The sequence below is a fragment of the Streptomyces sp. NBC_00250 genome, assembly GCF_036192275.1.
Taxonomy (GTDB): Bacteria; Actinomycetota; Actinomycetes; order Streptomycetales; family Streptomycetaceae; genus Streptomyces.
The window spans coordinates 8277100-8290887 of the sequence record NZ_CP108088.1; the positions used below are offsets into that span (position 1 = coordinate 8277100).

Sequence of the window (13788 nt, forward strand, 5' to 3'; positions counted from 1 at the left end):
GGGCGGCCCGTGGGTGCCGGCCACGTCGTGTCCGGATCGCCGACCGGTGGCCCGTCCGATGCCGCAGGGCGTGGCGTCCAGGCTCGAAGGATGCTGGGCGAGGGGGTTGGAACGCCGGCGGTTCGCCCGGCAGTTGAGGGCCTTGTACGAGCGCGGAGCGAGCATCCGCGAGCTGGCGTGCGGATACCGGCGTTCGGCGGCCGTCATCGTCCGCCTGCTCTCCGAGTCCGGCGCGCCGCTGCCTGGCTCTGCGCAACACCGACGTACCTCGTCGCGGCGCGCCGACGCCGGCCCGGATGGGGTGAGGTCGAGGCCGGAAGAGGAGCCGGGTCGCGACTCGGCAGACGGTCCGATGGCCAACCGTCCGGAAGAGGACGGCCCCAGCGAGGGCTCCGTCGTGGGGGAGGTGTTTCCGCGGCTGCCGCGAGGTCCGGGCCTCGTGCCCCGTCAGGTACGGCGTACGGCCTCGTAGGGGCAGGGCAGTCGCGGCCCGTGCGCGAAGCGCGGTCCGGCCTCGGCTCGGGACGACCGTTGGGCCTACCGAAGCCCGGTGGGCCCAAACGACGCATCCCCGTGTCCGAGCGTTCGGCCGGCCGCGCCCGGCTTGGCCGCAGTTGTGCCGTACGCCGCCTGCCGGGGCGTCGGCCGCCCCAGCCTAGCGTGGCGGCAGAAAGAGGCATCCGATCTATCTGCCCAGCTGCCGTCCAGCGGGACCAGCGCGAGGTGCTCGGCCCGGTCGCCTCCACGCCGACGGCCTGGCGACTGCCGGCGGCCATCGACGAACGGGTACCGGACCGGCTGCGATCAGCCCGCGCCCAGGCCCGGGAGGTGGCCTGGCCGCGGGCCTGGGCGGGGCGAGGACGAGGGTCAACCGCAGCCCAGTCTGGGGGAGGTGCACTGCCCGGGCTGGTCCTGGGTCTCGACGTCACGCCGTACACCTGCCACTCGGAGAAGGATCAAGCTGCCCCGACCTGCAAGCGAGGCTCCGGCGTTGAATCGAACTGCTGCTTCAACGGCAACGCCGGGGCCTGGACCTCGGCACGCCTGACCGCCCGTCAGGCAGGCGGCGCCGCTGCACGACGAGGAGTGTCCCGTCCCACCCACCGGTGGAGGAGGATGACCCGGGGCGCGAGCGCGGTCGTACGAGCATCGGGGTCGTCGTGCTCGGCCCTCCGGTGCGCTGTGCGTACCTCGCCAGCCACGGCACTGCGACGCGTCCGGAGGCTGCATCCCCACACAACGGACCGCGAGGGATCGGGGCTTGGAGTCCGGCGGCCGTTGCCCGGAGCGCGCTCCGGCCGCCGGACGGACCGGGTGCCGGGATCCTTGCGGGCTGGGCGGTCATCGGCGGCCCTTGTCCGACTGCCCAGCGGCCTGCCGTTGACGCGCCGGCGACACACGCTCCGGGAGGGACGCGCCTGTCACCAGGAGAACGGGCCGGATACTCCCTGTGACTGGTCCATTGACGCCGGTCGCGGTCCGCCCTAGCCTTGCTGCTCGCTAGGGAAAGCCCTTTCCGTAAGGGGAACTGAGATGAGTGATCAGCTTCCGGGCGGGGTGGGGATTTCAAAGCTCCGGGTGTACGACGGGGCCCCGGCGGCCGACGGTCTGGTCGGCGGGTCGCCCCACATGCACCTCGCCTGTTCCGAGGGGTACTACGTCCTTTCGGGTCGCGGAGTGGTCCAGACGCTGAACTCCCGCGGCAGCACCGACACCCGGCTGGAGCCGGGTGCGGTCGTGTGGTTTGACCCGGGCACCATCCACCGCCTGGTCAACGAAGACGAACTGACGATTCTCGTCCTCATGTCGAACAGCGGGCTCCCGGAGGCCGGAGACGCCGTTCTCACTTTTCCGCAGCCGCACTTGGCCGACCCGGCAGCCTACGCGGTCGCGGCGACGCTGACCGGTACGGGCGAGACCCGCCTGGCGTCGGCGATGCGCCGCCGCGATCTCGCGATCGAGGGATTCACGGCTCTGCGGGCCGCGTACGCGACCGACGGGCCGACAGCGCTCGATCAGTTCCATGCCGACGCGGTGAACCTGGTCCGTCCCCGCATCCCCGAGTGGCGGCAGCGATGGCGTGACGGTGCCCAGCGCGCCGCCGCCGCGACTGCGGGCTATCTGGAGGCCCTGGAGCGGGGCAGCGGCGAGCACCTTCCGGCGGCCGTGGTCCGTGCGCTGGCGGAACCGACCGGCCGCCGCAGGCACGGAATGTGCGGCCTTCTTGACGTGTACGTGCAAGGTGTCCCGCCGCGGTCCTGACGCGCGGCCATCTTGCTCCGCAGTGACGACGAAGAGGTTGAACGATGAGGCCCTCCTCACCGCATCAGACTGGGTTGCCCGCTGTGGCCGCGACCCACACTCCAGAGTCCGCGCAACCGTCGCACCCCGTCGGGGCCGCTCCCGGGAATCCGGGTGCCGGGCCGGTGGGCAAGCGGCCCCCGGCCCGGCCCGACTCCGCGGCCCGAGTAGCCCGTGTCGCCGAAGCCTCCTGGAGGCCGGCGTTGCTCCTGGGCGTGCTCCTGATCGTCTGGTGGTTCGTGGCCTGGCAGGAGATGGTGGCGCCGTACCTGATCCCGCCGCCGGGTGACGTGCTGGACGTCCTCGTGGACCAGCGGTCCGAGCTGATGGGCCACACGTGGGTGACCACGTACGAGACGTTGATCGGCTTCGTTCTGGCCGCCGTCATCGGGGTGGGGACCGCAGTGCTGATCGTGTACTCGAAGACGCTGGAGCGGGCCATCTACCCGGTCATCCTCTTCGCCCAGGTGATTCCCAAGATCGCGATCGCCCCGATCCTCGTAGTGTGGTTCGGGTTCGGGGTGACTCCGAAGATCGTGCTCGCCGTGCTGATCGCGTTCTTCCCCGTCGTCGTGTCGAGCGTGGCGGGCCTGCGGTCGATCAACCCTGAGCTGCTGGAGCTTTCCGCGACGATGGGCGCCAGTAAATGGCAGACCTTCCTCAAGTTCCGGCTGCCCGGAGCACTGCCGCACGTGATGGCGGGTCTGAAGGTCGCGGTGACACTGGCCGTGGTCGGCGCCGTCGTAGGTGAGTTCGTCGGCGCCCAGGAAGGCCTGGGATACGTCCTGCTCGCCTCCAGCGGCAACCTGGACGCGCCGCTGCTGTTCGCCGACCTGTTCCTGATGTCGGCCATCGGCATCGTGCTCTTCGTCGTGATCGAGCTCGCGGAGTCCCTCCTCATCCCCTGGCACGCCAGCCGCCGTGACGGCGCGGCACTCACGACCTCCTGATCCCCCTGTACCGAAGGCCACTCCCATGACGCAGCACCATCTTCGTTCGCGCCGTCCGCTCGCCGCCCTGGCGGCCGGGCTCGTCGCCGCCACCACGCTGACCGCGTGCGGCGGCGCGAGCGGGCCGCAGAGCACCGCGGACGGCAAGCGCAAGGTCTCTCTCACGCTCAACTGGTCCCCCTACGGCGAGCACGCCCCGCTCTACTACGGTCTGGAGAAGGGCTACTTCGCAGCCGAGGGCATCGAGCTCACGATCAACACCGGCACCGGGTCCGGCAACACCATCAAGGCGGTCGGCCAGGGCCACACCGACTTCGGCTGGGCGGACACCTCTCCACTGCTGCACGCGATAGACAGCGGCATGCCCGTGAAGTCCGCCGGCGTGTTCCTGCAGAAGGGGCCGGCGTCGCTGGAGTTCTTCGCCGGCCGGAACATCAAGGCCCCCGCTGACCTGAAGGGAAAGAAGGTCGCAGGCACCGCCGGCGACGCGATGTGGGCGACGTTCCCGGCCTGGCTGGAACTCAACGGCCTCAAGCCCGGCGACGTGCAACTGGTCAACGTCGACGCGGCTGGCAAGATCGCGGCCCTGAGCGAGGGCAAGGTCGACGCCATCATGGGCTTCTTCCACGACCAGGCCCCGACGATCGAAGCCAAGAGCGGCAAGCCGGTCGACGTGATGCTCTTCGCCGACACCGGCCTGAACCTGCTGGGCACCGGCCTCGTGGTCAACGAGAAGACCATCGCCTCGGACAAGGACCTGGTCCAGAAGATGGTACGGGCGGTCCAGACGTCCTGGACGGAGGCAGTCAAGGATCCGGCCGCGGCGGTCAAGGCCATGGGAGGCAAGGCAGATATGGCACCCCCGGAGGACGTGATGCGCAAGCAGCTGGACAAGGCCGTCCCGCTGCTGCAGCTCGAAAAGGCGGGTGCGCCCGGGGTCAACACCGTGCAGCAGTGGACAGACATGATCAAGCTGCTGAAGGACAAGGCGGGATTGAAGAAGGCGGGTCCGGCTGCCGACTACTGGGACGCCTCGCTCGCCAAGGCGGTGCGCTGATGCACGCACCCACCAAGCTTCCTGCGATCGCCGTTCGCGACCTGACCTGCCACTTCTCCACCAAGCGTGCCCAGACGACGGCGCTGGCCGACGTGTCGCTGAGTATCCAGCCCGGCGAGTTCATCAGCATCGTCGGTCCTTCCGGCTGCGGCAAATCGACACTACTCAAGATCATCGCCGGACTGGTCCGCCCCACGGTCGGCTCGGTTGAACTACTGGGCACGCAGGTGGACGGCCCGCAGCGTGACGTCGGGTTCGCGTTCCAGCGGTCAGCCCTGCTGGAGTGGCGCGGCGTGCGCAAGAACATCCTCCTCCAGGCCGAGATCCGCGGGATGGACCGGGCCCAGGCCGAGCGGCGGGCCGACTACCTGATCGAGATGACCGGGCTCCGGGGATTCGAGGACGCACTCCCGCACGAGCTGTCCGGCGGCATGCAACAGCGTGCGGCGCTGTGCCGCGCGCTGCTGCACGAGCCGCCCGTCCTGCTGATGGATGAGCCGTTCGGTGCCCTGGACGCGCTCACCCGCGAGACCATGAACATCGAGCTGAACCGGATCTGGCGCGAGACCGGTGTCACCGTCGTGCTCGTCACGCACTCGATCGCCGAGGCGATCTACCTCGGCACCCGCATCGAAGTCATGAGCCCTCGACCGGGCCGGATCGTTCGCACGCTCCCGGTCGAGCTGCCGCGCGAGCGGGCTTATGGAGCCACCCTGGCGACCGACGTGTTCCACGGCCTGGCCGCGGAGATCCGGGATCTGCTCGGTGCGAGCAGCGCGCACGACTGACGCGGTCGTGACGACCGGCGATGCCGGGGGACGGCGGCGGCGATCGCCTGCCGAACTCACGGCCCGGCAGAAGCCCCCGGCCCCTGACGGCGGCCGGGGGCCGCTGCGCGGGCTCCGCGACCGGCTTCTGATCCGTCGTCGAGTCAGCCTGGCCCCTGCGAACCCTGTGTTCGGTGCCGTCAGGCGCCAGAGCGAGGGCCCCCAGGGTGCAGGCCACCACGATCAATGGTCTGCGCCGTTCGGAGGGGGTGGTGGGGGAAGTTTGGTGACCTGAAGCTCGTGGCCGTTGACCACGGGGGCCCGACGTCGAACAGCTTGAACGTCCACTGGCAGGACGTCGCGACCCGCTGCACGGCCGCGAGCCCGAAGGCCAGGGCGAGCGTGCCGGATGTGACTCCGTGGGCTCTGGCCTGGGTCCGGAGGCGCCCGGGCGGGTCGAGGTGCACGCGGTGACGGAAGGCAGCGCTTTCGTCCGGAACTACTCCGTCCAGTGGAAACGCCACCGGCGTGGCCGAGGTCTGTCCGCCAATTGACCTGGAATCGGAAGGAATAATCCTGTCGGTCATGTCGTCGTGCCGCGGAGGCTGTGGTGGTCGGACCGGAACGTGCGTCTCGCTGGCCGCTCGTCGGGCGGGACGCTGAACTTGCGGCCTTCGACCAGGCCTGGAGTTCGGCCGGTCTCCGGGCCGTGGTGATCTGGGGTCCGGCCGGAGTGGGCAAGACGAGGCTGGCCGGTTCCTGTCTGGACCGGGCGGAGGCTGCGGGGTTCACCGTGGGCCGCGCGACCGCCACCGCTGCTGCCGCCCATGTGCCGCTGGCCGCGATCGCTCACCTCATTCCCTCCGGGGTGGACATGAGCGACCCGGTCGCCGGGTTCGCCCAGGTCGCGAGCAGCCTTGCCGACGTCCGGCCGGGCGGGGCGGGGTCCCGGGGGCGGGTGCTGCTGGTGGACGACCTCCACCTGCTGGACGTCGCCTCCGCGGTTCTCCTGAGGCAGCTGACGGTCGCCGGGCTCGTACGGCTGATCGGCACCGTCCGCACAGGCGAGCCGATCTCCGACGCGGTGACCGAGCTCTCCGCGGGCGACATGGTGCATCGCATCGATCTGTCGGTGTTCGACACGACGCAGACGGCGGCGGTGCTGGAGGCGGCGCTGGGCGGACCGGTCGCCGGCCGCGCCGTCCACCGGCTGGCCACCGCCTCGGACGGAAACGCCCTGTACCTCCGCGAGCTGGTGCTGGGCGCGGTCCAGAACGGATCGCTGGCCTTCGACGGCGAGATCTGGCAGCTCTCCGAAGAGCGGAGCGTGGGCACCCAGGCCCTGGCCCATCTGGTCGAGGCCCGACTCGCAGCGGCACCCGAGACCGCCCGGCCCGCGCTTGAACTGCTGGCCCTCTGCGAGCCCCTCTCACTGGAAGACGTCCAGGCGGAGGCGGGGCCGGGGGAATTCGCACAGCTCGAAGCCGCGAATCTGATCTCGGTCACCGCGGAACATCCACGAAGCACCGTCCGGCTGGCGCATCCGCTGTACGGCGACGTACTGCGAGCGGTGATTCCGACCCTTCGGCGGCGGGACCTCCTGGAAGCCCAGATCCGCCGGGCCCAGGACCGCGGCGAGCGGTGGCAGGGTGATCCTCGGAGGATCGTGGAGTGGCAGCTGGCCGCCACCGGCAGCGCCGATCCGGCCCAGCTGGTCCAGGCCGCCCTGCTGGCCCGGTACGCCCGCGACTACGTTCAGGTACGGGCCCTGCTGGAGGCGATGCCCGAGGAAGGGCACACGGCCAGGTCCCGGCTGATGCTGATCGAGGCACTGCTGGAACTCGGCCGCCCGCGCGACGCGGACCAGGTCCTCGCCGCGGCCGAGGCCGATGTGCGCAGTGAGCGACAGGCCCTGGCCGTCCTCCTGATCCGCGCCAACGGCATGGCGCTGTCGGGAGACCCCGTCCTGGACCCCACCGGGTACATCGCCGCCGTGAGTCCCCACATCACCAGTGACGCCGGGCGCACGGCCCTGCGTCACTGCGAGGGGGCGATGTACGTGCTTGCGGGCGACGTGCCCCGGGCCCTGCAACTGACCGACGACATGGACGGGTCCCTCGACGGCAGTCCCAACCCGTTGCTCACGATGTTCGCCGCGGTCACAAGGGGCCACGCCCTGACCCAGGTCGGCCGCGGGGAGCAGGCGCTGGTCCTCGGCGCCCGCTTGCGGGCGGAGTTCCTGCGGATCAGCGGCGAGTCCATTCCCAAGACGGTGGGGGCCACGGTGGAGAACATGGTGGCGGTCGCCTTGTGCACCGAGGGCCGGCTGGCCGAGGCCCGCGAGGTGGCTAAGACCGCCTATGCCGAGGTCAACCGGGCCGCCATCCCTGTGGTGAGGTGCTTCCTGGCCTGGGTCTTCGGGTCGGTCGCCTGGCTGGCCGGCCATCCTGCCGAGGCACGGCGGTGGTACGCCGAGACCGCGGCCCTCAGCAAGGCCTACGACATCAGGATGATCCGTCCGGCCATGCGCGGCCTGGCGGCGGCCGCCGCGCTGCTGGGCGACGTCGATGCGGCCGAGCGCGCGCTCGGCGAGGCCGGGGACCACCGCCACCTCTTCGGCGCGGGCTGGGACGCCTTGGGCGTCGCCTGGCTGTGCGTCGCCCGGGGTGACCTGCCCGGTGCCCGCACGGCGCTCGCAGAGGCGGCTGACAGGACCAGGGCCGCCGGTCTGCTTCCGTTCGAAGCGCTCGTCCTCACCGACATCGCCCGGCTGGGCGCTCCAGGGGACGTGGCCGCGCGGCTCGCCGAGCTGGCCGAATCCTGCGACGGCCCGTTGGTCGCGGCTCAGGCGCGTCTCGCAGCCGCACTGCACGCAGCCAACCCCGACCTGTTGCTGGCATCGGCCGACGAGCTGCATGCCCTGGGCATGGATCTGATGGCTGCCGAAGCCGCAGCCGCCGCGGCGGCCGCGCTGCGCCGAGGCGGTGAGGGTCGGCGGGCAACGGCGTCCGCCCAGCAGTCCGCGGTCCTGGCCCGCGGCTGCGAGGGGGCCCGCACCCCCCTCCTCGCCGCGGCGAATGCGCCCGTCCAGCTCACCCCCCGGCAGCAGGACATCGCTCATCTGGCGGCCAAGGGCATTGCCAGCAAGGAGATCGCGGCGTCGCTGCGCCTGTCGACCCGTACCGTGGACAACCACCTGCAAACGATCTACACCAAACTGGGCGTCTCCACGCGCCGGGAACTCGCCGCCCTGCTCAAGGAGCAAAGCGGCGATTGATCAGGCACTCCGCGCTGGTCCAGGACCGGCAGCAGCTTCCGCTTGCTCAGGCGCATCTGCGGCCGGAGCGCAAGCTTGTCGCCTCACACGGACCGGCGGGGGTCGGCAAGAGCCGGTTGGGCAGGAGCCGCCTCCACCGAGCGGCCTGCGAGGGATTCCCCGTACGTTGCCGCTGACTCGGATGACGCCGGGAGCCGCCCGGGTGAACTGCCTCCCGCCAAGGTCGACGCACTGTTCGACCCTGTGCGAATGTGGCTGTGGAAGGGCGTTGCTTCCGTAGGCTTTCGTACCGCGGGAGGCTCTGGTGGTCGTATCGGACCTGGCGTCCCGCTGGCCGTTCGTCGGGCGGGACGCTGAACTCGCGGCCTTCGACCAGGTCTGGAACTCACCGGATCTGCAGGCCGTGACGGTCTGGGGTCCGGCCGGGGTGGGCAAGACGAGGCTGGCCGGTTCCTGTCTGGACCGGGCGGAGGCTGCGGGGTTCACTGTGGGCCGCGCGACCGCCACCGCTGCTGCCGCCCATGTGCCGCTGGCCGCGATCGCTCACCTCATTCCCTCCGGGGTGGACATGAGCGACCCGGTCGCCGGGTTCGCCCAGGTCGCGAGCAGCCTTGCCGACGTCCGGCCGGGCGGGGCGGGGTCCCGGGGGCGGGTGCTGCTGGTGGACGACCTCCACCTGTTGGACGGGGCCTCCGCCGTCCTGTTGCGCCAACTGATGGACGCAGGCCTCATGCGGCTGATCGCGACGATTCGGACCGGTGAGGCGGTCTCCGACGCGGTGACCGCCTTGTCCAGGGGCGATGCGGTGCATCGCATCGATCTGTCGGTGTTCGACACGACGCAGACGGCGGCGGTGCTGGAGGCGGCGCTGGGCGGACCGGTCGCCGGCCGCGCCGTCCACCGGCTGGCCACCGCCTCGGACGGAAACGCCCTGTACCTGCGCGAACTCGTGCTCGCTGCCATCGAGGACGGATCGCTGGCCTTCGACGGCGAAATCTGGCAGCTCTCCGAGGAACGGAGCGTGGGAACCCAGGGACTTGCCCCTCTCATCGAGGCCCGGCTCGCCCCGGCCCGCGAGACCGCCCGGCCCGCACTGGAACTGCTGGCGCTGTGCGAGCCGCTCCTGCTGGAGGACGTCCAGGCGGAGGCGGGGCCGGGGGAGCTCGCACACCTCGAAGCCGTGGACCTGATCTCGGTCACGGCCGAGAGACGGCGGACCACCGTCCGGCTGGCGCATCCGCTGTACGGCGAGGTACTGCGAGCGGCGGTGCCCGAAGACCGGCGGCGGGGACTCCTGAACGCCCAGATTCGCAGGGCCCAGGAGCGCGGCGAACGATGGCGGGACGATCCGCGCAGGATCGTGGAGTGGCAGCTGGCCGCCACCGGCAGCGCCGACCCGGGCCAGCTGGTCCAAGCAGCCCTGCTGGCCCGCTACGCCCGCGACTACGGCCAGGTCCGCACCCTGCTAGAAGCCATGCCTGACCAATCGCACACAACGATGTCACGACTGATGCTGATCGGGGCACTGCTGGAACTCGGCCGCTCGCGCGAGGCCGAGCTGGCCCTCGCGGCCGCCGAGGCCCGGCTGCAGAGTGAGCGGCATGCCCTCGCGTTCCTCCCTGCCCGGACCACCAGCCTGCTGCTGTCCCCCGATCCCGTCCTCGACCCCAAGGCCCATATCGCCGCGGTGAGTCCCCACATCATCAGTAACGCCGGCCGTACGACCCTGCGTCACTGCGAGGGGGCGATGTACGCGCTCGCGGGCGACGTGCCCCGGGCCCTGGAACTGCTGGACGACATGGACGGGTCTCTCAGCGACGGACCCGATCTGATGGCGGCGATCGTCAACGCGATCTGCAAGGGGCACGCCCTGGCGCAGGCCGGGCGGGGTGCGGAGGGCCTGGCCTTCGGTACGAAGGTGCGGGCGGAGTTCCTGCGCATCGCCGACGAATCAGTGCCCAGCACGGTGGGAGCCAATGTGGACATCACGCTGGCTCTCACCCTGTGTGTCCAGGGCAGGCTGGACGAGGCCCGAGAGATGGCCGAGACGACATACGCCGACGTCACGGGGGCCGACATCCCGGTCGCCAGGTGCTTCCTGGCATGGGTCCTCGGTTCGATCGCGTGGATCGCCGGCCGCCCGGCCGGCGCGCGCCGCTGGTACGCCGAGGCCGTGGCCCTCGGCAAGGCCTACAGCAGCAGGGTCAGCGGCTCGGCCATGAGTGGTCTGGGTGCGGCCGCCGCGTTGCTGGGCGACCTGGATGCGGCCGAGCGCGCGGTCGGGGAGGCCGCGGGGCACCCCCACTTCTTCGGGGCGGGCTGGGAGAGCCTGGGCGCGGCCTGGCTACGGGCGGCTCGCGGCGACCTGTCCGGTGCCCGCACGGTGCTGGCCGCGGCAGCAAACCGTGCCAGGGCCGCGGGTACGTATCCGTCCGAGGCCCTCGTGCTCACCGACATCGCTCGGCTGGGCGCTCCGGGGGACGTTGCCGCGCGGCTCGCCGAGCTGGCCGAGTCCTGCGACGGCCCCCTGGTCGCGTCCCAGGCGCGCTTCGCGGCGGCGCTGGACGCCGCCGACCCCGACCTGTTGCTGGCGTCCGCCGACGAGCTGCACGCTCTGGGCATCGACCTGCCGGCGGCCGAGGCCGCCGCGGCGGCCTCGGCCGCCCTGCGGGCCGCCGGCCAGGGCCGCCGTGCCGCTGCCGCCGCCCAGCGGTCCGGCGCTCTGGCCCGTGCCTGCGAAGGGGTCCGCACGCCCCTGCTCGCCGTGGCGGAGACCGCCTCCCGGCTCACGTCCCGACAATGGGACATCGCCCGGCTGGCGGCGCGTGGCATCGCGAGCCGGGAGATCGCCGAGGCGCTCCATCTGTCGATCCGCACGGTCGACAACCACCTCCACACGGTCTACACCAAGCTCGGGGTGTCCAACCGCAGCGAACTCGCCGCCGCGCTGGACGGCGAGGACGTCCGCTGAGGCGTCCATGTGACCCGGGGTTGATGAGGCCGGGCCGCGGGAGCGTTCCCGACTGTCCGGGCGAGCAGCGGTGCCCTGGAGAGCTCGCCCCCATCTGAGTAGCGACTACTCAGGTGCGGGCAAAGGCCCAGTTCAAGGATGGGAGGTATCCCTCGACATCAGGTGGTGATGGTGATGCGTCAGATTCCTGTACGACGAGTCCCGTGTCCGATCCCGGTGCCTCCGCCGGAGCTGCGGACGCCGTTCGGAAGGCGCCGGCCGTCCTGACGGCCGGCGGATCGCACGAATGAGGACATGCCATGAGCAAGAGACAAGCAGCCGACCTGGCCAGGTCGGCCGGACCGTGGCGGGCCGTGGACTTCCGGCCGGACCTGGATGCGGCCGACGGCTGCCCGAGCTGCGAGAGTTGGGGTGTGCTGCCGAGAGGTCCCGGCGGTGCGGCGCGGCCGTGCCCCGACTGCCAGCCAGTGGTCCGGCTGATGCCGGAGTCGTCCCCAGTGTCCAGGCTCGACCAACGCTTGCTCAAGGGTGCTGAACGCCAGCGGTTCGCGCAGGAGTTGAGGACCCTGTACGAGGACGGAGCCACCGTCGGGGAGCTGGCCTGGAGCCACCGCCGGAGCCACGCCCTCATCCACCGTCTGCTGACCGAGGTCGGGGTGGAATTGCCGCTCTGAGATCTCTCGCGCACCCCGGCTGCGGCCGGCGGCTCGCCGTCTGGGCGTGGCGCCCGCGCGGTCGGGTGGCCGCAGCCGGGGTGCCGTGGGCATGTCCTCGGCGTCGGCCGACGAACGCGTAGCGGACGGCGGTCCGCCTCGGCCTGCCGCCCGACGAGCACCCTGCCGGGCAGCGGGCCGAAGGACGCCGTCGTAAGTCGCCCCGGACGGCTGCGCGTTCGACTCCCGGTCCCGATAGCAACCTGTCAGGCCTGCCCGGTGCGCCGACCGTTCCCGCACGCGAGCTGGGCCATGTCCGGTCGGTGATCGGTGTATTGACGCTTCCCTTCCTCATGCGCAAACTTGCGTGTAACACCCGCACTTCACGCGTGAATCAACACGATGGTGGTTGATTGTTGCATCCGCATGCCGATGAGGCGGGGTGCGATTGTGTTCTCTTGGTGAAATTTCAGACAACCCGAGGTTCCCGTGGCCCCTCCCCGTCCACGTCCGCCTGCATCGCGTCTGTGTGCCTGTCGTGGTGCTTGGCGTATCGTCCGCACTCCCCGTCGGCCTCGCCGACGTCCATGTGAACCGGCCCCGTACGCGCCGCCGTACCGTTCGCGGCCTGCTCAGTCCGCCGCCACCGAGCGGTCCACCGCAGCCGGGGCGAGGACGTCCTCGATCACCATGACGGACGCGCCGATGACACCGGCCTGGTCGCCGAGCACGCGCCCCCGCATGGTCAGGTGCTGTGTGGCCAGGGGCAGTGAGCGGCTGTAGACGGTCTCGCGGATGCCAGCCAGGAGGTGCTCGCCGACATCTGCGAGATCCCCGCCGACGACGATCGTGTCGGGATTGAAGAAATTGACCAAGGAGGCGAGGACCTCCCCGATGTCCCGCCCCGCCTGGCGGACCAGCTGAACGGCCAACGGACTCCCCGCGCGGACCAGTTGAACCACGTCCCGGCCGTCGGTGGCGTTCTCGCCCGCTGCGGTCAGCCGCGCCGCGAGGGCCGCACCACCGGCGATGGCTTCCAGGCAGCCCGTGTTGCCGCACCGGCAGAGCTGGTCCGCGGCAGCCGCCACCTGGATGTGGCCGATGTCGCCGGCCGCTCCCTGAGCGCCCCGGTGGAGCCGGTTCTCCGTGACGATTCCGCACCCGATGCCGGTACCGACCTTGACGAAGAGGAGGTGTTCGACCTCGTGGTCCGCTGCCCAGTGCTCCCCGAGAGCCATGATGTTCACGTCGTTGTCGACCAGGACGGGCACGCCGAGTCGGGAGCCGAGCCACCCCGTCACGTCGAAGCCGTCCCAGCCGGGCATGATCGGCGGGTTGACCGGCCTTCCGGTGCTGTGCTCCACCGGTCCCGGAAGTCCGATGCCGACACCGCACAACTCGGCGGCCGTGCGGCCGCATTCCGCGAGAAGTGTCCCGGACGCTTCGACGAGCCATGGCAGTACCTGCTCGGGACCCTCGTCGATCCGTATGTCCCGGCTGAGCTCTGCCAGTACATGGGCGTTGAGGTCCGTGAGTGCGATCCGCGCGTGGGTGGCGCCGAGGTCGGCGGCGAGCACCAGACGTGCCGCGCCGTTGAAGGTGAAGGCCACGGCGGGCCGTCCGCCCGAGGAGATTGCTTCTCCGGCCGGGGTGATCCACTGCTGTTCGAGCAGCGAGTCCAGGCGCTGCGACACCGTCGACCTGGCGAGGCCGGTCAGCTGCCCGAGGTCGGTGCGGGTACGGGCGTGGCCGTCACGCAGGATCGCCAGAAGTGCGCCTGCGCCTGCTGCCTCCGTGGTCACTCGATGTCTC

At 71.1% G+C, this 13788-nt stretch carries 9 protein-coding genes; 8 read left to right on the plus strand and 1 reads right to left on the minus strand.

Features of this window, described 5'->3' with window-relative positions; genetic code table 11:
• Positions 1 to 58: 58 nt before the first annotated feature.
• The 8 genes from OG259_RS41870 to OG259_RS37370 all read left to right on the plus strand — a co-directional run bounded on the left by OG259_RS41870 (position 59) and on the right by OG259_RS37370 (position 11997).
• Positions 59 to 472, plus strand: coding sequence for a helix-turn-helix domain-containing protein (locus OG259_RS41870; RefSeq protein WP_443052082.1), 414 nt, complete (start codon positions 59 to 61; stop codon positions 470 to 472).
• Positions 473 to 1533: 1061 nt separating this feature from the next.
• On the plus strand, positions 1534 to 2262 hold the full coding sequence (locus tag OG259_RS37340) for a cupin domain-containing protein (protein WP_328946287.1): 729 nt from the start codon (positions 1534 to 1536) through the stop codon (positions 2260 to 2262).
• 164 nt (positions 2263 to 2426) lie between these two features.
• Positions 2427 to 3251 (plus strand): ABC transporter permease, encoded by an 825-nt coding sequence (locus OG259_RS37345; protein WP_443052083.1) that lies wholly within the window; start codon positions 2427 to 2429, stop codon positions 3249 to 3251.
• A 25-nt stretch (positions 3252 to 3276) separates the two neighbouring features.
• On the plus strand, positions 3277 to 4308 hold the full coding sequence (locus tag OG259_RS37350; RefSeq protein WP_328946288.1) for an ABC transporter substrate-binding protein: 1032 nt from the start codon (positions 3277 to 3279) through the stop codon (positions 4306 to 4308).
• Positions 4308 to 5096, plus strand: a complete 789-nt coding sequence (locus tag OG259_RS37355) for an ABC transporter ATP-binding protein (protein WP_328946289.1) — start codon at positions 4308 to 4310, stop codon at positions 5094 to 5096. Before OG259_RS37350 ends, OG259_RS37355 begins: the two co-directional genes overlap by 1 nt.
• Before the next feature lie 589 nt (positions 5097 to 5685).
• Entirely contained in the window at positions 5686 to 8352 is a 2667-nt protein-coding gene (locus OG259_RS37360) for a LuxR C-terminal-related transcriptional regulator (protein WP_328946290.1), read from the plus strand.
• A 304-nt stretch (positions 8353 to 8656) separates the two neighbouring features.
• Positions 8657 to 11323 (plus strand): helix-turn-helix transcriptional regulator, encoded by a 2667-nt coding sequence (locus OG259_RS37365; RefSeq protein ID WP_328946291.1) that lies wholly within the window; start codon positions 8657 to 8659, stop codon positions 11321 to 11323.
• A 497-nt stretch (positions 11324 to 11820) separates the two neighbouring features.
• Positions 11821 to 11997, plus strand: a complete 177-nt coding sequence (locus OG259_RS37370; protein WP_328946292.1) for a helix-turn-helix domain-containing protein — start codon at positions 11821 to 11823, stop codon at positions 11995 to 11997.
• 611 nt (positions 11998 to 12608) lie between these two features.
• Here the strand turns inward: OG259_RS37370 and OG259_RS37375 are convergent.
• The gene (locus tag OG259_RS37375) at positions 12609 to 13778 is read right to left on the minus strand and encodes an ROK family protein (RefSeq protein WP_328946293.1); all 1170 of its coding nucleotides are present in this window, start codon (positions 13776 to 13778) and stop codon (positions 12609 to 12611) included.
• Positions 13779 to 13788: the final 10 nt, after the last annotated feature.

What these genes read in the sequence shown, in the direction of transcription:
- OG259_RS41870 (WP_443052082.1), top strand. Translation starts at nt 59, where the DNA reads ATGCCGCAGGGCGTGGCGTCCAGGCTCGAAGGATGCTGGGCGAGGGGG.
- OG259_RS37340 (WP_328946287.1), top strand. Translation starts at nt 1,534, where the DNA reads ATGAGTGATCAGCTTCCGGGCGGGGTGGGGATTTCAAAGCTCCGGGTG.
- OG259_RS37350 (WP_328946288.1), top strand. Translation starts at nt 3,277, where the DNA reads ATGACGCAGCACCATCTTCGTTCGCGCCGTCCGCTCGCCGCCCTGGCG.
- OG259_RS37355 (WP_328946289.1), top strand. Translation starts at nt 4,308, where the DNA reads ATGCACGCACCCACCAAGCTTCCTGCGATCGCCGTTCGCGACCTGACC.